This window comes from Microbacter margulisiae, from assembly GCF_014192515.1.
Lineage (GTDB): Bacteria > Bacteroidota > Bacteroidia > Bacteroidales > Paludibacteraceae > Microbacter > Microbacter margulisiae.
The window spans coordinates 204,694-227,506 of sequence record NZ_JACHYB010000001.1 but is presented as its reverse complement, the minus strand read 5'-3'; the positions used below and the strand labels follow the sequence as shown (position 1 = coordinate 227,506).

The following is a 22,813-nucleotide window of genomic DNA, read 5'->3' as shown; positions in this document are numbered from 1 at the left end:
CCAATAATCATTTTATCACCAACTTCAGTTTTACTTTAACTTTCCACTCTAATTTTGCTCATATCAATACTATTAAATTTCTTACGTTATGAAAAGATTCTGGTTTATGATTCTAGCAGTACTATTTGTGACTAGCAGCACTTTTGCGAATGTCAAAGCAGTGCCAAATGTAGTAAAAACAAGCTTTGCAAAAAAATTTCAGAATGCAAGGACTGTAAAATGGAGTCGAGAAAATGCTCAAGAATGGGAAGCTGATTTTGTTCTAAATGGGCATAGTTATTCGGCAAATTTTGACAACCAAGGACAATGGAAGGAAACTGAGCATCGGATCCCCGTAGCAGAAGTTCCAGAAGCGGTTAATAAAGCACTGAAAAAAGGATTTCCTGATTATCGCATCACAGAAGTTGATTTATCTGAAACACCAAGTGGAGAAACATACGAATTTGACGTTATCAAAGGAGCACTCAAAAGAGAAGTTGATTTTAACAGAACCGGAGTCCTTATTGGAAAATAAATTGACAAAAAAAACTGAAACAATGAGGCGGGCATTTTTTTCAAAATGCCCGCCTCATTTCATATCAGAATTCCGGTGGGTTAAATAAAAATGAAATTCAGCTGTTCAATAAGAAAAATTTGATCGTCAAAAAGGGCAAAAAATCTTTTCAAACACATGGTTCCATATATAAAACGAAATCAAAACACATAAGTAATTGAATATCAAAATATAAAAAGAACACCTAAAATAAGCTTTCTATATTGTATTCAGGCAAAAAAAGAATAATATCAAGCTCATGATTCTATTTTTGTAACAGAAAATCATTGTGAAACCGTATATCAGATTACGCGTTTAGTTTGTCGATCACTTAAAAAATTGAATTATGAAAATTGTTATTCCTTTTGCTCTATTTTTCCTGGCATCAATTATAAATTTGTACGGGCAAAATAATACTACCCCCAATTTTCAAAATTTGAGAGAAAGTTCCAGCCAACGGATCATTTTAGCACCGGCTAAACCCGTTACACAAAAGCAGAATGAAATAAACAAAACTTTTACGCATTTCTTCACAAGTCCTCTGCGTATAAATGATCTGCACATCAATACCCTTTCAAATGAACTTACAAATCCAGCTTTACCCTCACAATGGAAAACAATTATGCCATCTATAGATATGGGTCTACAAGCAATTTATCTTACAGATCATAAAGATCCTGTATTTGCCACATCATTTTCAATTATGGTGCCAGGAATGGGGCAAATATATAATGGACAAATTGGGAAAGGTCTTGTATTTATGGCAACTTCATATGGAGGTTTGGCTGTTGGAGCTGTTGCACTTTCGTCCCATCACAGCGGTTTAGCAACGGCAGGATTCATCACTGCTGCAATTTCTTATATCTGGAGCATAGTCGATGCAGGATCTACATCAAATAGCATTAATAGAAAAAATAATCTTGCACATATAGCTTTCAATCCCAATAAGCATCTTGCTGTTTTCCCTTCAATATCAACACTTGAAGACCCTCAGGGAAATTTAGTCTGTGGCACTACTAATGCTGGATTAGCAGTTGCGTACAACTTTGGAGATAAATAAAGTGCACTTTTTTTGTGATTTAGTAATTATGCCATTGGCAAGCACAACAACGTTTTCCTTCAGAACAAAAAAGGAGAAAATATAGTTGCTCGTTTTTTAAAAAGCAAAAGCAGAAAAAATGCGTAAGTTTGTAGCAGCAAAACACAAACACACTCTTATGCATTACGGTTATATTAAAATAGCTACAGCTATTCCCAACCTCACAGTAGCAAATTGTGGCTATAATATTGAAAGAATTGAGGTAATGATGCGGCAAGCTGAAAATCAAGATGCCCAAATCGTTTGCTTCCCTGAATTATGTATAACGGCATATACATGTGGGGATTTATTCCATCAGCAGGCCCTAATAGAAGAAGCTGAAACCGCACTACACAATCTCTTAGACAAAACACAAAATTTAGATATTATCTCTATCGTAGGCATGCCGGTCAAATCAAGAGATCGCCTCTTCAACTGTGGCATAGTCATTCAAAAAGGGAAAATTTTAGCCGTTGTGCCTAAAACGCATCTTCCAAACTACCATGAGTTTTATGAAAAAAGGTGGTTTACATCATCTTTACATGCATTAGATGAAAACATCATACTTGCAGGACAAAAAGTACCCTTCGGAACTCAACTCTTAATTGGGACCACCACATTCCGCTTTGGTATTGAGATATGTGAAGACCTTTGGGTAACAATCCCGCCAAGTTCATTACATACGCTATCGGGGGCTCATCTAATTTTCAATCTTTCTGCAAGCAACGAAACTATCGGAAAAAATGAATACATCAAGTCATTAATCGCACAACAATCTGCGCGTTGTATTTCTGGATACGTATATGTAAGTTCCGGATTTGGTGAATCTACTCAAGATGTTGTTTTTGCAGGAAAAAGCATTTTTGCTGAAAATGGGAAGATTATTACCGAATCAGAACGATTTTTGATAGATGAACAACTGACTATTAGTGAAATCGATATTGATTTACTAAAAAATGAGCGCCAAATGAATTCGAGCTTTACTCAGGACGGATTCAGTTTATTCGACTCAACACCTAAATATCGACTGATTGATTGTGAGATACTATCATCGAAAGCATTTCATTTAACAAGACCATATAGTCCAACGCCATTTATCCCGGCAGGACCTGTTCTAGACGCGCGGTGCGAAGAAATTCTTGCTATTCAAATTACCGGTTTAGTACAACGCATAAATCATACCAAATTAACAAAAGCCGTCATAGGCATTTCTGGAGGGTTGGATTCAACTCTGGCTTTGTTAGTTACAACATTGGCATTTGATAAATTATCTATACCAAGAGAGAATATTATTGGCGTCACCATGCCTGGATTTGGAACTACAAGCCGAACACTGAATAATGCAAAACAATTGATGAAATCTTTGCAATGTAGTATCCGTGAGATAGATATTACAGAAGCTAGTTTATTACACTTTAAAGATTTAGATCATAATCCTGAAATACATGACGTAACCTACGAAAACACGCAAGCACGGGAACGCACGCAACTTCTTATGGATATAGCTAATAAAGAGAATGGACTAGTAATTGGCACCGGCGATTTATCGGAATTAGCCCTTGGTTGGTGCACGTATAATGGCGATCATATGTCAATGTATGCCGTTAACTCAGGAGTTCCCAAAACATTAGTAAAATATCTCGTTCAATGGGCTGCAAATCACAAAATGAATCAAAACAGCGCATTAACACTAAAAGATATTTTGAACACACCTGTCAGCCCAGAATTGCTGCCTAAAAACGAACAAGATGACATTACACAAAAGACGGAAGAAATCATTGGGCCTTACGAATTGCACGATTTTTTCCTATACTATATGATTCGTTATGGGTTTAGGCCAAATAAAATAAGATTTTTAGCCACACAGGCGTTTCACAACAAGTATTCAGCAGCAGATATACAAAAATGGCTAACACTATTCATCAACCGCTTTTTTAGTCAACAATTCAAGAGATCATGTATGCCCGATGGACCAAAAGTCGGAACCATAAATCTATCTCCTCGTGGAGACTGGCGAATGCCGAGTGATGCAGATAAAACCTTATGGATGGAGATAGATAGATAGATAGATAGATAGATAACCAAACGCAATGATTATTCTTTTTTATTGCGTGGATGACAGTTCAGAACCGTATCACGTAATAGGTTAATATCAATATGCGTATAAATCTCAGTTGTTGTTATCGACTCATGTCCGAGTAATTGTTGTATTACCCGCAAATTAGCTCCTCCCTCTAAAAGATGCGTTGCGAATGAATGGCGAAAAGTATGAGGACTAATGGTTTTCTCTATTCCTACTTGCTCTGCTATCTTTTTGACCATAATCAGAATCATCACACGGGTTAATTGAGCTCCCCGTCGATTTAGGAACAAAAAATCTTCGTGTCCCTTTTTTATCTGCAATCCATGTCGAATCAGTTTCCATTGAGCAATTTGGGTTAAGGCTTCTTCCGACAAAGGGACTAAACGTTGTTTACTACCTTTCCCTTCCACTCGGGCTATGCCACGTTCAAAATCAATATTGGATATCTGAAGGTTCACCAACTCGCTAACACGTAAACCCGATCCATACAGTGTTTCAATGATAGCACGGTTACGTTGACCCTCAGGAGCAGAAAGGTCAATCGCATCCACAATCAGATTAATTTCCTCAACAGATAAAACTTCAGGTAAATGAAATCCAATTTTTGGCACATCAAGTAGATCAGTAGGATCTTCATTCAGTTTGTTCGTGACGACCAAAAAATGATAAAATGATTTAATTCCAGAAATAATACGAGCCTGAGAACGTTTAGACAATCCTATTTCGCTCAAATCTATCAGGAAGTCATTGAAATGCTCCAAACTGGCATCCATATAAGAAATGGAAGCATCATGAAGATAATCAAGCCATTTATCTAAATCATTAGCATAAGCAGCAACAGTGTTGGCTGACAATGACTTTTCAAGCTGTAAATAAACAAGATATTCTTGTGTAATTGATTGTGATCCCATTATTCTATTTTAAATCAATTGGATGCACAATGAAAATAGGAAGAAGCTGATTGCTTTTACTTTTTCAAAATAAAGCTTTGCTGACCAATAATATTTCCATCCACAAAAAGATCAACACGATAAGTGCCGGGAAACAATAATTGATCTACTTGCCAATAAAGAACATCGGACAAGTCAGTCCCTTGGTATTCAATCATTTTTTTACAAGAATATTGAATCTGACGATTCTCAAACTGAAAAAGATTGTTAGGGTTATTAGACAATATTTCACCGTCAGGTGTCATAATTCTTGCGTATATTATTTTATCTCCAGGCGTTGCTGTAATGTTTTTAGCAATGGTAAAATTGATTCTGAGTGTAACAGTTTTCTTAATTCTATCTGTTTTGCGATTGCGGTCAGTCAAAGGTACTACCTCTATGGATTTTGTCGCAAGTCGTGCTGCTAATTGCACCTGCTGAGTCAATGAGCTTTTTTCTTTAGACAATTGCTGGACGGTTTGTGTTGCTTGTACATATTTTTGCTTCACTGCCTTATTTTCAGCAGTTAATGCCGTGTTGACCTGATTTAAAGAATCAACAATATTGACATAATGCATCATAACGGATCGCACCAACGCCAGCTCTTGTTTCAGTCTATTAATTTCTTGCGTATCAGTAGCTTTAACAGCATGTAACTCTTGCATAAGAACCTGAATATGCTGTTGTTGCAACTCAATCTGATGAGCTAAAGAATCGTTATTTGTCTTAAACTGCAAACCATCCATAGACTTGGAAAAATCCTGGTACTCTTGCTCAATTTGCCCCTTTTCATAAGTCATCTGGTTCACGAAACCACTCATTTCTTTATTCTTATCGGAAATGGTTTTTAAAGCAAACACTAGTGCTAACGCTAAAATGAGAATCAAAACAATCGTTCCCCAAATCCATTTTTTATTCACATTATCGAAAGAAAATCGCATAGCCATACAACAATGATAATCAGTTAAATAATCTTCACCTTTCTATTCAAATAGAGCGAATAGTTCATAGCACAAAAGTAGTGATATTGCATGATACTGACAATATTTACCACCCTTTCCCCTTAATTATAGTAGACAATGTAAATAATAAAATTTGCATATCTGAGAGCAAAGACATATTCTCTAAATATAAAATATCATACTGTAAGCGTTCAACCATTTTTTCAAACATATCGGTATAGCCAACTTTGATTGGTCCCCACGAGGTTAATCCTGGTCGAACATTATATAGCAAACAATAATAAGGTGCTTCACGCATAATTTGATTTATGAAATATTGACGTTCAGGACGAGGCCCTACGATGGACATATCCCCCTTCAAAACATTATAAAACTGAGGCAACTCATCCAGACGATATCTTCGCATAAACGCTCCAAAGGGTGTAATACGCTGATCTTGCTTTGATGTTAATTGCGGCACGCCATTTTCGGCATTACTGTACATGGTACGAAATTTTAAAATCTGAAATGGCTTCCCATGCAACCCAATTCGCTCCTGACGATATATTGCAACACCAGGAGTCTCTCGTTTAACGCGGATCAACAGATACAAAAATACCGGAGAGAAAAACACAAGTACAAAAAATGAAATAACGATATCAAGAAAACGTTTCGTGCACAATTGCCAATCAGGCATTGACAAAGCCGTAATCTCAATATACGGAGAGATTGTTGATGAATTAATGCGAATACGTGCTGTCAAAAATTCATATACACGTGGCAAAACCTTAATTGAAACAGGAAAGATCAACAATTGATTAACAATGTCAAACAATTCATCTTCGTTGCTATTATCCGCCACAATAAAAAGCTCTGTAATATGATGTTCCTCAATAACCGAGGCAATATCTGACAATGAACAAATACTTTTCGGATCATTGTTTTCCTTCAAGGCTTGCCCAGGATCAACAAAGCCCAACACTTTATTCCCGTTTTTATGCTGATTTAATTGTAACTGACTAAAAACGGCCTGGGCATTGATACCTGTCCCAATAATTAAAGTATTAAAGCTCAGCTTTCCTTTTCGAATTTTATTTTTCACAGTATGTGTTATGAAAATTCGGACAAAATAAGTAAGCCCAAGCTGTGCTAAAAACAATACACTAAAAAACAAATAATAATGATTGGAAATCACAACATCCCTAAACAATAGCAGAAAGAATATAGTCAACGCAATGACCAACGAAGACATAAACGTTGTAACAAATTCCAAGAGAGGTTGTTTTTGAAAAGGACGCAAGTAATAGCCCGACAAATAATGGATTAGCACGCAGTAAAAAGGATATACCAATAACACTCCCCAAAAACTACAATGTAAAGACTTGATTGTAGCCACTGGAGTTTGCATATTACTCACATAGCTATGATAAACAAAAAATATGACCCATGATGCAACAGCCGTTCCCATATCGGCAATGATATAAACAACCTTTTGTTTTTGGCGATTCATATTATTTGATGTATATAGTTACTCCCTGATTACTTTAACATAACTGCCTGGACCAAGTTTAATGATAGACGAAGCAGAGGCTTCAGTGAAATCGTTTTGACGATATTGAACCACATAATCCACTGCCTTAAGAATCTCATCTGAGATTTGAGCAAAATTATGAGGCGTCTTCTCCCCACTTACATTGGCAGAAGTAGAAACAATCGGACGACGAAAACGTTCACAGAGAGTCTTTGAAAATAATTCATTCGTTACCCGAATACCTATACTGCCATCCTCAGCTAAAACATTTTTTGCCAGATTTTTCCCCTGAGAATAAATGACAGTGATAGGTTTATCACTCATTTCTATAATATCAAAAGCTAAAGCAGGAATCTCATCAACATAGCTTTGAAGTTTTCCGATATGGTCTACCAGCAATAACAACGCCTTACTATCCTCCCTTTTCTTAATTTCATAAACCTTTTTGACAGCAGCTTCGTTAGTCGCATCACATCCCAATCCCCACACTGTATCTGTAGGGTATAAAATCACGCCACCAGTTCGCAAAACTTCCAGGCACTTTTTCATTTCTTCTTCCATAAATACAAAACGTTTAATTCGATATTTTAGTATATTCACTTTTATCGCTTACTTCCAAATTACTTTCCTAAACCTACCCAAAATAAGTGATATAATAATATAAAACGGGTATAAAACAGCTACCAACAAGAATTGCCAAGGTGGAAAAAAAATGACAAAAAAGGGGCGAAATATTCGCAGAAATCTATAGTCTAAACCTGTTTTAATTCCCCAGGAAAGCACTGAAACGAGAAAAAACCAAGGATCAAAAACTCCTATCAACGCCAAAAGGAAGGGCAACAATGTTACACTCGCTACTAATCCAGCCACAAATTTGATGTCAGGATCAGAATAAGCCTCACTTTTTGAAACCCAACGACTTCGCTGGTGGAAAAAAGAGGAGAAAGTTTGTACTGGCTCTGTTGTAACGATCGCTTCCTGAAATTTAGCATAACGTATTTTGCCTCCTCTACTTTTGATACTCTCCATCAAAAACATATCATCGCCGGAAGCATAGCAATCCTTTAATTCATGGGATGATGTATCCCACGCCTCTTTAGTAAAAGCCAAATTGGCCCCGTTACACATTATAGGACGACCAATAATAGCCGAACCTGCAGTAGAAGCTGCAAGGCTCATGAATTCAATTGATTGTAAATGCTGAAACAAAGAAGCTCGAGGATGATGTATGCGGACTGGACCTATTATCATATCGGGAAAGTCAATCTGATAACAATTTACCAATGCCCGAATCCAATCATTGCTCATAACGCAATCTGCATCAGTGCAAATAATTAGTTCGCCGGTTGCATGTTCAAGTCCTTTGCGTAATGCCGCTTTTTTGCCTACACTTTCTGGCAAAGCCACCAGAATAATCTCAGCAAAAGTGTGAACAATTTCAACCGTATTATCCGTTGATCCATCATCCACCACTATGATTTCACGATTTATATAGCTCTGCGACATCAACGCCGTAAGTAAATGAGCAATATGTGTTGATTCATTGCGGGCGCACACAACTATTGTCGCTTTAATAGAAAACGGTTGTGGAGTTTTATGGATTATCGGATACAACAACCACCCTCCCTTCATTCGGCTTAAGAAGTTGCCATAAATAAAGATTGGCCAGGCAGATAGTAAAAGGCATAATGTAACAAACATAATGGCAAAGATACCATTAGTTGTTTACATTTAGAGAAAATTCAGAAAATATTTCCCTACTATACTTGGCTTTTTGAATATCGATCTAACCATACGTCGCAGTAATACCGCACCACAGACTCTGGAGAAATACCCCATGGAAGCAGCAGGCATGACGATGGTATAGATGAACGGTCATCCAATCGTTGAACAGAGACATATTCACCCATACAAATTGGCAAATGTTTACAGGATAAACAGCGAATATTCTCAAATAGAGGAATATCGCTATCTATATGCAATTTGGTCTCATCCCAAAAAATATTGCCATGAGTGGTCAAATATCCCGAAGCACCCTGATGTGCTCTGGTCAAACATTTACCAACATTGCCTTCAAGGTTGATCGCATAAGCATGTTTTTTCTCAGTAGTGCAAATCGTTGGCAACAAATCATCCCATTTTTGGTTATATCCTGATTGAAACAACTGACGCAATTTCTCTGTTCGTACGGATTCGTCCTCTTGCAAGTGCATAGACTCATCGTTGAAAAAGACAGATACATTTTTACGTACCGACTCATCAATATGCTCATTCATCTGATTCAGAAACAAATCAAAATGAATAGAGTCCAATGCCCCCCGAACAAGAATCACAAAGAACATTTCCGGAAATAAAGCAATCCACTGAGGGAATCGCTCTACAAAGTCTGATATTTCCTTAGCTTTCGCAGACTGCTGTTTGTTTTGAGCCGTTGATAAATTCAAAATGAACCGTATTGATTTTACTGGCAGTGATGTAATCCGGGCCAAATCTTCCAATTTTTCAGGTAATTTGTAAGTAGTTATGCCTACATGAAAATCAACATTATGCTGCGTACATAATCCATTTGCATATAATGAGATTTCTTCCATCACATGCAATGTCTCCTGTGTCAACTGTTTTCCATACCATTCTAACTGCAACTGACGAATCGAATTTTCTTGTATATAGCGATCAAAATGTTTTTTAATTGATTCTGTAAATCGACTTGACATTACTCCTTCAGAAGCTCTATACTCATCGTGCGATGCATGTGAAAAAACATTGCCTAATGAAATTGTCAACTGATATGACAAGTCATTCCTGGCTTGATGATATCGCTCCCTGATCATTTCTACCTCGTCAACAGAACGCTCTACCAGTAATCCTGTGGATTGTAATTTTTCAAGAAAGGACGGAGCTGTATTCGTTGCCTTTTCCGGATGATGCAAAATGCTTTCAACAGTATCTTCTAAAATATCAGGAACAGGAATAAACTGACGAGTTATTCCATTAAAATAGACAATCTGATCATCATATTTGAGTCTATAATTATACCGGCTTTCCGTTAATTCTGCCATAAAAATTTATTTATAGTGGGATTTTGATACACAAAAAGTTTTTCAATCCTCATATGTGGAAGAAAAATGAAGTACGCATAATTGATGACAATAGCCTTTACAAGGCAAAATTGTTTGATTAATTCTGCTTTGTTCATCTTCATCAGACAAACCCAGGATAGGTAGTGACTCTAACATAAGCAATGCATGCTCATCCATTGTATTTAATTTCATAGGATAAATAATTTATTACGAACAACTCTTTAGCATTTCACTCTAACATAATCTAAAATTTCTTCAATGAATATTTGAACAAAATCATCCGCACAAAAAAATCCAACACGAAATTTTAGCAAGAGAATTGTTATTCTCCTTTCAAAATTACCGATTTTTTTGAAGAAAAATACCTTAAGAGCAAAAATCAGAACTGTACATTACAGAAATTAACACTTACAACACATTGAATTTCAATATGTTGAAAATAGACGAAAAACAAAAAACTTGACAGTGGCAAAAATAAGGGTGTTAAGCCTGTTTTTCTCCCGAAAAATTGGCGAGAAATTGGGACAAAACGACTTTACGAGGCAAGGACATGCGTTCGCGGAGGCGATGACAGCGCGTATGAAAAGAATACATCTGAATATCCAAAAAACGAGCAATAGTGTCATTTTCAAACCCAGCTCTCATCAAACAGCAAATTAAAATATCAGTTTTAGTAAGCTTTGGGTATTGTTCCTGCAACTTTATAGAAAAATGATCATACACTTCATCCACATTCTTTATAAAATCAGCAATACTTTCTTCGGATTTTAGGATTCCTCCATTGAATAAGTACTGAAATTGTGCTCCTACATGTTCGGGGTTGTCATTGGACATTGTACTGAGCGAGATAATTTTTCCGTACACATCGAGTTGTCCGGCAATAGACTGACGTAATTTTTTTTCTCTTTCGGCTATTTGAACCTTTTCCTGCTCGTGAAGCAACTGGATTTCCCTGTTTTTCAATACAACACGCAAATAATAATAACCAATAATCATCAACAGCAATAAGATTCCCAAAGCAATTAATCCCAAACGCTGATTTTTAATGGTTAGTGCCTGATTCTGTGCCCGAAAGTGTTCATATTGATATTTTTTCTCTAAACCCAGCAAACTTGATTTTAAAGAACTATCATAAGCAGAATCAACGCTTATCTCAAATTGCAACGCATACCGGCGCAACCCCTTCCAATCATGCTGAGCATATGCAGTATTAATTAGTTGCTGATAACAAGCATTTTCTAATGTAATGGGAGGATTATGCCGTAATGCTGTAGTTAAAGTAGTTCTAGCCAAATCATATTTTTTCTGCTTTAGATATATCCAACCTAAATTCATGTATTTTCCAGCATCATAAACATCATGTGATGTATGCAAAGCCGCCTGAAGCCACATCTCTGCGGCATTTGCATCTCCCTGATAGAATTTATCCATCCCTTTTTCACGAAAAATACTTGATAATAAAACGGTATCATTCGATAATCGAGCCATTTTTTCTGCAATCCCCACATAATACCAAGCACTATCATACTGAGCTTGATCAATGAATTCTATTCCGATTGATAAATTTTCAATAATCTGATTACTGGAGTCATGAATCGATGCAAATAAGGATGCTGCTATTTTATGATTCTTCACACTACAACTATCTTCATTTTGATCATGCATTAATAGTCCTTTTTGCGCAAATACCAATCCTAAAATACGAGTATTGTGATACAGAGAAGCAAAAGATTCTGCCTGCAATAAAGCATCAGCACTCGCATCCGCTTCTTGTTGTTCTTTCTTTGTCAATGATAATAAAAAATATGCTTTAGGAGTTTCCTCGGGATTTATGTGCTTGGAGTAATAGGTTACGGCTAAAGTTGCCAATGAATCGGAAAGCAAGCGAGGATCTACATGCCAGGCAGCATCATTGTAACACACAGCATAATAAGCTGCTGTGGATTTATTTAACTGTTCCGGGTGCGGAAATAATGAATGCAACAGAGACATCGCCCTGTCAGGAGAAGTACGGGTAATCAGCTCAATCTGTTGTAAACGTTCCTGGTTTATTTTTGAATTACGATGGCAACTGTATAAGGAGAATAACAACAATAAACCAACCAGTAAATTTTTCATTCAATACGACAAACAAAATATGTTTTTTTTAATTGATAAAATGGGTTCTGCAAAGATAAATAAATAATGCTGTAATCTTTCTGGAATAGTGGCATACAAAAAGCTGCCCCAAAAACACATTTTAAGGCAGCTCATCAATCTCAACAGAATCATTTTCCATATCAAATCTACAACCACTCCACTCTTCTTATATATTTTGACATACAAGGAATGTCACATAGTCAAATTTTCCGTGCACAAACCTATTCACGGGAAACTCTTAAGATTCCCGTGAATAATAAACATTACGCCTTAGTTCAACGTAAATGTAGTAGTTAACTGGTTGGTGTTGCTTTGCAGGATCACGGTGTAAGTACCACTATCGAATCCACTCATGTCAACCGTATAGTTCGACGTACTGGTTGTGTTAACCATATCGTCAACCACTACCTGACCGGTTGCGTCTTCAATCATCAACTCAGCCTGTCCGATCGATTGGCTCCATTGGATGGTTACCTGAGTGCCTACAACCGTAGCATACAACGATGCCGGAGCAACTGTCATTAAAGACATAGTTGACATACTGGAAATAGTAGTAATCGGTGTCCCTCCTACAGGATCACTTTTTGCGGAAGAAGAAACAGGAAATAAGAAAGAACCACACAGAGCTATTACTAAAAGAAGCACCAATGAGAAAGAAATTGTTTTCATCACAAAAATTTTTTGAAGTTACTTTTTCAAAAGTATCAGTGTTTTTGTATCATTCTTCACAATGCGAGAAAAAAATGAGATGGAATTCAAAAAAAACAACACATATAAAATACTGCATTTCAAATGATTGCGAATACGTTTTATAACGTCAATATGGAAAAGCCTTTTATGACTATCAAAGAAAGCCTCATATTGTCTCAAATTCGGCAAGAATTTGTTCTAAACTGACAGATTTTGCATATCCCATTTTATCGCGTATTAAGGAGGTGTACCGATAAACCGAATTGATTTGGATATCAAGGATAGTAGAAATAGAAGCCGCGTCAAAATCAGCAAAACGCATGCAGCAGAAGAGCACTTCCTTACGGCTGAGCAATGGGAAGCGGGCATAAATACGTTTTGACAGGTTATTATAAGCACTATCAATGGCATCAAACAACTCATCCATATTAGCCGGGGAAGCCATATCAATTTCTTTGGCAAAAAGCTTTAAGAATTACGCTCCGGTTTGTTCCAGATTGTTTTTAGGAATAAACCTCAGATGCGCAATACGTTGCAAAAGTTCCAGCTTATCTATTTTTGCCTGCTGAAATTCCAATTGCTGTTGCATCAGCTTATTGATTACCTTCTTTTCCTGATTTCGATAGTAAAAGAATAGAAGAGTACCTACTGCAATAATCAGAAATGAAAATAACAACCATATATAAATATACTGTTGCTTAATAATCAAACTCTTGTTAATCCCGGCAATTCGTTCATAATTATATCTTTTTTCTATACCAGCTAAACTGGTAGCCAAGGCTTTCTGATAAATTGAATCGTTGATATCTACATATAATTCTGCGTAATGGTTGACCTCAATTATATTTTGCTCTTTGATAGCAAGCTGTAGTAATTGCTGGTATGAGGCACTACGAACAGATAAATCAGATGAATTCACAAGAGATTGTAAAAAATAGAAATGTGCTAATTCATAATTATGCATCGCTATATATACCATTCCTATGTTCAGAAACTTTCCAGCATTATAAAGATCAGATGATGTTTTTAGTGACTGCCGTAAATAAGAAAGAGCCTGATCATAACGATGCATTTTATATAACTGAAATCCCTCAAGTCGTAAAATAGTAGATAAAATCACTGTATCTTTAACTCCTTGAGCTTGTTGTTGAGCTAGCTTATAATAATATAAAGCACTATCATTTTGATATTTATGCGTATAACATTTCCCTATATTTATTAGGGTAATTGCCATATTATGACTATCATGTATAGTTTGAAACAAAATGTAAGCTCTTTTATTCGCCAACAAAGCACTATCTAATTGATCCTGATCATAGTATATATTAGCTTTGTCTGTATTAATTAACCCCAATAACCAAAAATTGCCTTTGGTCTTATTCGCTTCTTCTTCTGCCTTCATCAAATTATCAGCAGCATCTTTATTGTCCCCATCCTGCCGATTGATGCGTGAAAGATAAAGATAGGACTGTGCTAATCTCCCGGGAGCATGCACAGATGAATAATAGCCTACAGCTATCCGAATTAGAGAATCAGATGACGCTGGCAATCGTAGTTTATCCATCGCCTTGGTATAAAGCAAGGCGTACAGGGCATAGTCTTTATGCTTTAATGATGCTGGACGTTGAATAGATTTCAACAATTGAAATGCACTATCCGGGTGAGCCTCAATAACCTGCTCAGAAATAGCCAGTACTTGCGCATCATGTTTGGACGTATGATAACAACCGGCCAATAGCAGTATCAGCATAGTCATCGCCAGCACACGTATGAGTTCTACTCTCTTCATCCCACTTTTCATCCTCATTCTCATACTCATGTTTAAATGGTTATATTATTTCTATGAATATTATGCCCCGGAAATCTATTCTACGTCATAACTAAAAGGAAAATCTATAATATGGAAAGTAATTATTTTATACAACAACAATACCCCTTCCTATATCATCCAAAAAGGTGTATCGTCGGACAGATAACATTACGGTAAAGGACTCTCTGAGTAAAAGTAAAAATAGCGCTTAGTTGTTAGAAACGGACATTCACTTTGGAATATATGTTTTTGTTTCGACCTCTTTTTTTACAATCGGGGATGTGTTCCCCGCATCAAGAGACTTTTGCCACATTTCAACCGCCTTTTCATGATCGCCGGCTTTGTAGAGGATATCACCATAGTGTTCGAGGACGTCGGCATTCTTGTCTCCTCCGTTTTCGATAGCCTGCTGGCTGTAGATCTTAGCTAAAGCATAATTGCCTTCTACAAAAAACACCCACGCATATGTATCCAGAAATGTTGCATTATTTGGTTCTGCTTTAATGGTTCGGGCACTCATACTCTCGGCTTTGGGTAAATCACGCTTCTCAAGTGACAGGTAATAGGCATAATTATTCAATGTGCCTATGTTATTCGGTTGGTATTTCAAAGCCTGGTCATAAGCCCAGAACGTAGAATCTTTTTCTCCAAGGCGATAGAAGGTGTCTCCCATTTGCGAATAAACCTGGGAACGAAGATTCAGATTTTCATCCGGAACCAAAGGGAGAGCTTTGTGACAATAGGAAATTACCTGTCGGAAATCTCCCAACTGAAACAAGGCAACTGATTTGAAAAAGTAGAGGTCCGGATCATTCGGGAAATAGCTCAATGCAACCCCGCACAACGAATCGGCCTTATTATATTTTTGTCGTTGTAATTGTAAATCCAGCATGCGCATCCATGTCACTTTATTCTGAGGATCAAGATCCAGCATGGTTTTCAATTCCGACTCGGCTTTCAGGGTATCATTCCGCATCATATCAAACATATATTGATAATTGTGCAAATCTTCCTCATCAGGATACATGGACAGCAGCGCCGGCAAGAAAGCTTGCACTTTGGAAACATATGCGGGAGTTGTCACTAAATTTTTAAGCACTGCCAATTTAGTATCTACTTCCACATTTTTGTTCTTCATCATCTGATCCAGCACCTTCATCATCATTGTCGTATCACCGACAGCCTGATAATATTTGGAAAGCGAATATAGTGCATCTCCCTGATTTGGATTAATCAACAGTACATGTTGGTATTCAGCCAATGCCTCTTTCTTCATCCCCTGACCTAAATAAATATCCCCACGCAGTACCTGGTATTTCAGTTCGTGAGGATATGTATTAATCAGTTTGTCCACTTCATCGATTCCTTTTTTATTTTGATGCATCATAAAATACAGACGCGCCTTTTCAACGGTGATATCCTGGCTCATCCCCTGAATCTTTTCCAACTGACTCAATTCATTTATTGCAAGAGCCAGCTTTCCTGACTGAGTATAAATAGAAATCAGCATCATCACTGCATCTTCATTTTCAGGATCTATTTTCAGGATAGACTGATATGCAGCTATCGCCTTCTCAATGTTCTGGTCCGAAAGGCATTGTTCTGCCAAAGCTGACTTATACCAAACATTACGGGGATCATATTGACATGCCTTTTCAAGTGAGGAGATTACTTTTGTGTCATTATTGCCTTGTAAATAACATTTTGAAAGCTCAAAATATACTTCTGCGTTATCGGGTTCTAGACGCTGACATGCCTGCAACAAATCAAAAGCAGCATCCCAATGGCCGGCAAGACGTTCACGAAGCGCTTCATCAAAATAGTAATCAAATTGTACTTGTCGTGGGGTTGTAAGTATTGCCTGAGCTGATGGTTTAGTTTTTGCAGTGACCGGTAAAATTACCAACAACGGCAACATAACAATTATACCGTAACGGGAAAAATTCATATAATATATTCAATTAAGAAATTCGTTGACTCAAACGTTTGTGTTGCTTTTTTTCCGACAAAAAACAATAGCGTGAGTACAAATGTACACATTTCACACGAAAAAGCTACTAAAAAAACAGTTGTTTGCAATTACAATGATAACTTCAAAAAAACAGGTTGTTCCCTTTTACGTTGAAACAACCTGCATATAGATTTTGCCTAAATACTAAACAATTAAATATCAAATTTATAAATCAACCGGTTTATCCTTGCCAACCGGGTCTTTCAACCATTTATCCAACCAATCGAAGAAGGTTCGTTGCCATAAAATTGCATTTTGTGGTTTCAATACAAAATGCGATTCATCGGGGAAGTAAAGATACAAAGCAGGAATACCTCTTAACACTGCCGCATTATAAGCAGCCATTCCCTGCGAATTAACAATCCGGTAATCCAGTTGGCTGTGAACAACCATAATCGGAGTGTTCCATTTATCCACAAACAAATGCGGGGAGTTAGCATAACTACGTCGTACAACAGGATTTTTCTTATCCCAGTATGGGCCACCCAAATCCCAGTTTGCAAACCACATTTCATCTGTTTCCAGATATTGTTGCTCCATATTGAAAAAGCCATCATGAGCAATAAATACTTTGAAGCGTTTGTTCGTATTGTGTCCGGCGAGCCAGTAAACAGAAAAACCGCCATAACTTGCTCCAACGCATCCCAATCGGTCTTTGTTGACATACGGTTCTTTAGCCACTGCGTCGATAGCTGAAATATAGTCTTTCATATTCTGTCCACCATAATCACCGCTGATTTCGCGATTCCAGGCCTCGCCAAATCCGGGAAGTCCGCGACGATTCGGAGCTACCACGATATAGCCATTAGCTGCCATGATCTGGAAATTCCAACGATAACTCCAGAACTGACTCACCATATCCTGAGGGCCACCCTGACAATAGAGAAGAGCCGGATATTTCTTTGTAGCATCAAAGTTAGGCGGATAAATCACCCACACCAACATTTGCTTATTATCGGTCGTTTTTACCCAACGGGCTTCCACTTTACCCATGTTAAGCTTAGCCATCAATGATTTATTGATATCCGAAAGTTGTGTCTCTTTCCCGGTTGCCGTATTCACCGCATAGATTTCTGTAGGAGCCGACATGGACTGACGTGTTGCAATCAATTGATTACCTGCCAGATTCAGGGCAAGATAATCATGAACGCCATTCGTCAAACGGGTAATTGAGTCATTAGCTATGTTCAGCTTAAAGATATCGGTAACTCCATGCCATGGGCTTGTGAAGTAAAGATGCTGGTTGTCTTTGTCCCAACAGAACGTATGCGAATCCTGATCAAAATTTTTGGAATAGTCAATGCGTGTCTTGTTGGCGAAATCATAAATCATAATCCTTGATTTGTCCGATTCGTAACCGTCGTGGTCCATACTTTCCCATGCGATTTTCGAGCCATCGGGTGAATAAACCGGATTCATATCATACCCCATGATACCTTCCGATAAATCCTGAGTTGTCTTTGTCGCTACGTCAAACAGGTAAATATCCGAATTGGTGGATAAAGAGTAGGCTTTGCCCACTTTCTTACGACATGTATAAGCAATAGTTTTGCTGTCGGGTGACCAGACAATCTGTTCGATACCTCCAAATGGACGCATAGGCGATTCAAATTCTGTTCCTCCCAACAAGTCATAATCATTGGATAATTTCTTTCCGTCAAAATCGGCAACATAAGGTTGCGGATAGCTGTCAACCCATTGATCCCAATGTCTGTACATCAGGTCATCATTAATCCGTCCGGAGGTTTGCTTCAGTCCCTTGTAAAGCCTCTTAAACGGATTAGTCCGTTTTACGTCATGGATGTAAACAATTTGCTTTCCATCGGGAGCATAGCGGAATGCTTCAATGCCTCCTTCAATGTCGGAAATCTGCTTTCTGTCGGAGCCATCAAGGTTCATCTCAAAGAACTGGTTGTCTCCGTTTTTATCGGGGTATAAAAACCCGATGCGTTTTCCGTTCGGATTGAATGCCGGATTACTTTCGCTCTTGCGTGTTTTTGTGATCTGTTGTACATCCGTACCGTCAATATTCATGGTGTATAACTCCGTGTTCCCCTTGTTTTGGGAAATACTATAATAGGTCACACTAAAAAGAATTGTTTTTGCATCAGGCGACACCGACACATCGCCTATCCGCCCGAAAGCCCATAGCGCCTCGGGAGTCATAAGTCCATTTTTCACGTTAATTGTTGGTTTTTCGATGAGTGACTCATCCGTTTTCGATTTCTCGTTGCAAGAAAAAGATACCAGCGCAAAGAGCGCCAACAAAAAAAAGGTGTTTCTCATACTTTTTGCTTACTAAGGTTACGATCAAATAAATTTCTCTTCATGGTTCACCTGTACATCAGCAACAAACTGGCGAATACGCTGTTCGTTTTCTTTTTTGCATATCAGCAACACATTGGCTGATTCGGCCACAATGTATCCCGACAAATTATCGAGCACCACCAGCTTATCGGGTTCCAGAGTAACAATGTTACCTTCGCTTTCATAATATTGCGCTTTACATTGCAGCGTGACATTCTGATGTTCATCTTTTTCGGCCAGATCATACAATGAACCCCATGTTCCCAAATCAGACCAACCGAATTCGGCCGTCAACACATAAACATTGTCCGCTTTTTCCATAATCCCGTAATCAATCGATATGTTATGGCATGACGGGAATACCTCATTAATATACTCCTGTTCCTGAGGCGTATTAAACACTTCAGGGCGTTGCACAAATTTCTGGTACAATTCGGGCAACAAGTTTTGAAATGCCTGTTCGATCGTTTGGAGATTCCAGAGGAACATTCCCGAATTCCAATAAAATTCTCCACTTTGTACAAAGACCTTTGCCATCTCCAGATTAGGTTTCTCGGTAAAAGTAACCACCTTACGCAAGTCGCCATCGCCATCTGCAAGTTGTATGTATCCATATCCGGTCTCGGGACGATTGGGTTTCATGCCAAGCGTTAACAAGTTATCGTGTGTTTCGATAAATTCCAGCCCTTTCAGGATAGCCTTTTGAAATTCGTTTTCTTTCAGGATAAGATGATCGGCAGGTGTCACTATAATATTGGCTTTATCCGTCATTGCCTTTATCCGGTGAACAGCATATGCAATACAGGGAGCGGTGTTTCGCCGGGTGGGTTCCAACAAGATCTGATCCGGTTTAATAGCTGGCAATTGTTCCAATATCATGTCTTTATAAAGCATGTTGGAAACAATTAAAATATTTTCTGCGGGTACGAATTTTGAGAAACGATCAAAAGTCATTTGCAACAACGAACGTCCGGTTCCAAAGAAATCAAGGAACTGTTTTGGTCGGTTATTCCGGCTGAAAGGCCAAAAACGGCTGCCGATACCTCCCGCCATAATGACGCAATAATTATTTTTCATAAGGTTGGGGTTTATAAAAAAGAGACACTTTTATAACAAACAGATAAGAATAAGTAAGTTAAATAATACCTGTCGGGATGACAAAGGTACTCTTTTTTTGAAAAAGACAAAGTCGAAGTTGTCACTTTATGTGCGAAGAATTGTATGTTAAATAACACATGAAAACAACGCTACGTTCGGAATAAAATATCCCGGGAAAGGGAAGTTTCATGGGCGATGGAACACTATGCGGGCATCTTTTTTCAACACGATTTCCCCATGCCATTCCCTGTAGTCAAAACGGGTATTGCTGTAGTGAATGCCCGATGCAGTTGTGTCCTGTTGCAACAGAACAGTATCTTTATGAAACATAATGACGGCATTATGCTTCGTGTTGTTAAATACCATTCTTAATGTATCCCCCTGTGCATTGTTTACCACTGCCTTCACCATCTCATCAGCAGGGATGGCATGTATCACCTGTGGAGTTACAGAATGATGGGTTCCATGGCAGGCAGTCATAAAAAGAACCATAAGAATCATAATAATCAGAAAAATAAATCGCATGATATAAAGTTCATCCTTCTACCGGATATGCCGGATAGTTTCTGTTTCATCTCTTATTCATTAACATGCCACGAGTCAAGTACTCCTTCCAATGCTTTCCTGCAGTCTCCTTCAAAAAGGCCGCCATGATAGCAAATGATTTTCCGGATATCGTATTTCAGAAATTTTTGTACAGAATCTTTTGCCTGCGCCATATTCAGCGTATAATAGGGATCTGCCATTTGCAGTTTCCCATCCCTGACACCTAACGCATCACCGGCAACCAACACTTTCATTGCTTCAAAATAGAGAGATATATGTCCTCTCATGTGTCCGGGTGTACTAATTGCCAAAATGCCGCCAAGACATGACATCAATTCTCCTTCTTTAAACAGTTTATCTACCGGAACCCTTTCCACACGCTGCAATGTTTCGATATAATCGCGGGTGGCTTTCTGTTCGGATGCAGGCAACATGGCCAGTCGCTCTTCTGCCATCTCCAGACGGGGAGATTTCTTTACCCCGCTGATATAATCAGCTTCAATAGCTGAAGCAACAATCTGTACAAAGGGATATTTTTTTTTCAAAGCAGCTAATGAACCCATATGGTCAATGTCATGATGGGTGATAACCACGTAAGCAAGTGAACTGAATGAAAATCCTTCCTGCTCTGCGGCTGCTTCGAGGAGCGGTAACTGACCCGGGAAACCTGTATCTATTAGCACTGTCGTTTTCGAATCACCTGCAATGACCGGGAAGAGCGTACGTTCTGTGTTCCCGGCATTAAACCGGACAGGTAAAGCCACTATTCTTGTCATGATTCACCTCCACTATTATTAATTTCCATGCAAAGATAAATACATTCCATGTGTTTTGGTACGCAACAAATCAAACGGTTTGCTGCCGCCTCCCCCGGCATGATTCAAGTCATCCGGGTTTATTGAGTATGTTTGTAATCAGGACATATGACATCCTGAACAACAAAATTCACATCCCTCAACATGAATAAAATATTTCTCAGCTTCTATCACTGCTTCGGAACATGAATCAAAATCACCTAAATAGACCAGTTGTCCAATAGAAGGTAAATGAGAGCATCCTGACTGGTGTACTTCATGTTTACCTGTGGACTCCGGTTGCTTGTTGACATAATACTTCGCCATGGTATTCTATTTAGCATCACATGTTAGACACCTATTGCAGAACATACAAATTACAGGTATATAACATTATGTTTGCCACAAAGATACAATAATAACTCATATTATATACTCCGGTCAGTTTGGCTTTGGTCTGATTTGTAGCTGGATACTCCGACAAGCTGTTTGATCACGGCTTAGTTTCAATTCCACTTTGGTCTGATTTGTAGCAACACGGCAAATACGGATATTGGGAATATTGTAAGGTTTCAATTCCACTTTGGTCTGATTTGTAGTTAGTCGTTAATGAAGTAATACCGTCAATATCTCCCGGTTTCAATTCCACTTTGGTCTGATTTGTAGTCGAATTCATAGCCGGCCAAGTTACCCGTATTGAAGGTTTCAATTCCACTTTGGTCTGATTTGTAGAGACTATCTCCGAGCGATTCCCATTCTTTTTTTAATGTTTCAATTCCACTTTGGTCTGATTTGTAGTTCATCCGTCCAAGGGAGATGAGTTTCATTAAATTGTTTCAATTCCACTTTGGTCTGATTTGTAGATCGAAGGCCGATAAGAAAGCGTCGCGATCGATTGAGTTTCAATTCCACTTTGGTCTGATTTGTAGTTACGTAAGCTACCCAATCCGTCAAGCGTTGTTGATGTTTCAATTCCACTTTGGTCTGATTTGTAGCATGATCGGCGAATAGGAAGATACCTGAATTACGCGTTTCAATTCCACTTTGGTCTGATTTGTAGGCAGATCGGGAAAAAAGGATTAATGGACTGGATGATCGTTTCAATTCCACTTTGGTCTGATTTGTAGAGCAAATGAGATCGACAGGCAAAGATCAGAGGTTAGTTTCAATTCCACTTTGGTCTGATTTGTAGAAAGAAAATGGCTTTGTAACTCCAGCCCCAGTATATTTGTTTCAATTCCACT

Annotated in this window: 19 protein-coding genes and 1 CRISPR repeat array (1 of these 20 cut by a window edge); of the genes, 3 read left to right on the top strand and 16 right to left on the bottom strand. The window is 38.1% G+C overall.

All coding sequences use genetic code 11. The annotated features are described in order from the left end of the window. Positions 1-88: 88 nt before the first annotated feature. From FHX64_RS00995 to FHX64_RS00985, 3 genes are all read left to right on the top strand, one after another. A complete protein-coding gene (locus tag FHX64_RS00995) occupies positions 89-514 on the top strand; it encodes a PepSY-like domain-containing protein (protein WP_183411973.1) in 426 nt (141 codons plus the stop codon). Positions 515-878: 364 nt separating this feature from the next. Then, positions 879-1,592, top strand: coding sequence for a DUF5683 domain-containing protein (locus FHX64_RS00990; RefSeq protein WP_183411972.1), 714 nt, complete (start codon positions 879-881; stop codon positions 1,590-1,592). A 157-nt stretch (positions 1,593-1,749) separates the two neighbouring features. Beyond that, positions 1,750-3,675 (top strand): NAD(+) synthase, encoded by a 1,926-nt coding sequence (locus FHX64_RS00985; protein ID WP_183413486.1) that lies wholly within the window; start codon positions 1,750-1,752, stop codon positions 3,673-3,675. Between the two features lie 29 nt (positions 3,676-3,704). Here the strand turns inward: FHX64_RS00985 and xerD are convergent, their stop codons facing one another. The 16 genes from xerD to FHX64_RS00905 all read right to left on the bottom strand — a co-directional run bounded on the left by xerD (position 3,705) and on the right by FHX64_RS00905 (position 21,896). Next, positions 3,705-4,604: a site-specific tyrosine recombinase XerD gene (xerD, locus tag FHX64_RS00980; RefSeq protein WP_183411971.1), complete on the bottom strand. Its 900-nt coding sequence runs from the start codon at positions 4,602-4,604 to the stop codon at positions 3,705-3,707. Between the two features lie 56 nt (positions 4,605-4,660). Further along, the gene (locus tag FHX64_RS00975) at positions 4,661-5,569 is read right to left on the bottom strand and encodes a hypothetical protein (RefSeq protein WP_183411970.1); all 909 of its coding nucleotides are present in this window, start codon (positions 5,567-5,569) and stop codon (positions 4,661-4,663) included. A 100-nt stretch (positions 5,570-5,669) separates the two neighbouring features. Beyond that, positions 5,670-7,073 (bottom strand): sugar transferase, encoded by a 1,404-nt coding sequence (locus FHX64_RS00970; protein ID WP_183411969.1) that lies wholly within the window; start codon positions 7,071-7,073, stop codon positions 5,670-5,672. Between the two features lie 18 nt (positions 7,074-7,091). Next, positions 7,092-7,655: an L-threonylcarbamoyladenylate synthase gene (locus tag FHX64_RS00965; protein WP_183411968.1), complete on the bottom strand. Its 564-nt coding sequence runs from the start codon at positions 7,653-7,655 to the stop codon at positions 7,092-7,094. A gap of 48 nt (positions 7,656-7,703) precedes the next feature. Then, entirely contained in the window at positions 7,704-8,795 is a 1,092-nt protein-coding gene (locus FHX64_RS00960) for a glycosyltransferase (RefSeq protein WP_183411967.1), read from the bottom strand. A gap of 59 nt (positions 8,796-8,854) precedes the next feature. Beyond that, positions 8,855-10,153 carry an SPASM domain-containing protein gene (locus tag FHX64_RS00955; protein WP_183411966.1) on the bottom strand — a complete coding sequence of 433 codons (1,299 nt, stop codon included), beginning with the start codon at positions 10,151-10,153 and terminating at the stop codon, positions 8,855-8,857. A 504-nt stretch (positions 10,154-10,657) separates the two neighbouring features. Further along, the gene (locus FHX64_RS00950) at positions 10,658-12,292 is read right to left on the bottom strand and encodes a tetratricopeptide repeat protein (protein ID WP_183411965.1); all 1,635 of its coding nucleotides are present in this window, start codon (positions 12,290-12,292) and stop codon (positions 10,658-10,660) included. A 291-nt stretch (positions 12,293-12,583) separates the two neighbouring features. After that, positions 12,584-12,982, bottom strand: a complete 399-nt coding sequence (locus tag FHX64_RS00945) for a T9SS type A sorting domain-containing protein (RefSeq protein ID WP_183411964.1) — start codon at positions 12,980-12,982, stop codon at positions 12,584-12,586. Between the two features lie 187 nt (positions 12,983-13,169). Then, entirely contained in the window at positions 13,170-13,448 is a 279-nt protein-coding gene (locus FHX64_RS00940; RefSeq protein ID WP_183411963.1) for a hypothetical protein, read from the bottom strand. A gap of 30 nt (positions 13,449-13,478) precedes the next feature. Beyond that, complete coding sequence (locus tag FHX64_RS00935; protein WP_183411962.1) at positions 13,479-14,822, bottom strand: tetratricopeptide repeat protein; 1,344 nt, start codon at positions 14,820-14,822, stop codon at positions 13,479-13,481. 220 nt (positions 14,823-15,042) lie between these two features. Next, positions 15,043-16,761 carry a tetratricopeptide repeat protein gene (locus FHX64_RS00930; protein WP_183411961.1) on the bottom strand — a complete coding sequence of 573 codons (1,719 nt, stop codon included), beginning with the start codon at positions 16,759-16,761 and terminating at the stop codon, positions 15,043-15,045. A gap of 228 nt (positions 16,762-16,989) precedes the next feature. Next, on the bottom strand, positions 16,990-19,110 hold the full coding sequence (dpp5, locus tag FHX64_RS00925; protein WP_183411960.1) for a dipeptidyl-peptidase Dpp5: 2,121 nt from the start codon (positions 19,108-19,110) through the stop codon (positions 16,990-16,992). A 24-nt stretch (positions 19,111-19,134) separates the two neighbouring features. Next, positions 19,135-20,208 (bottom strand): mannose-1-phosphate guanylyltransferase, encoded by a 1,074-nt coding sequence (locus FHX64_RS00920; RefSeq protein ID WP_183411959.1) that lies wholly within the window; start codon positions 20,206-20,208, stop codon positions 19,135-19,137. A gap of 207 nt (positions 20,209-20,415) precedes the next feature. Next, positions 20,416-20,754 carry a hypothetical protein gene (locus FHX64_RS00915; RefSeq protein ID WP_183411958.1) on the bottom strand — a complete coding sequence of 113 codons (339 nt, stop codon included), beginning with the start codon at positions 20,752-20,754 and terminating at the stop codon, positions 20,416-20,418. A 53-nt stretch (positions 20,755-20,807) separates the two neighbouring features. Beyond that, positions 20,808-21,551 carry an MBL fold metallo-hydrolase gene (locus tag FHX64_RS00910; RefSeq protein ID WP_183411957.1) on the bottom strand — a complete coding sequence of 248 codons (744 nt, stop codon included), beginning with the start codon at positions 21,549-21,551 and terminating at the stop codon, positions 20,808-20,810. Between the two features lie 138 nt (positions 21,552-21,689). Further along, on the bottom strand, positions 21,690-21,896 hold the full coding sequence (locus FHX64_RS00905; RefSeq protein ID WP_183411956.1) for a hypothetical protein: 207 nt from the start codon (positions 21,894-21,896) through the stop codon (positions 21,690-21,692). 176 nt (positions 21,897-22,072) lie between these two features. Beyond that, a CRISPR array of direct repeats spans positions 22,073-22,813; the repeat unit is 30 nt; it runs 4,018 nt beyond the window's last position.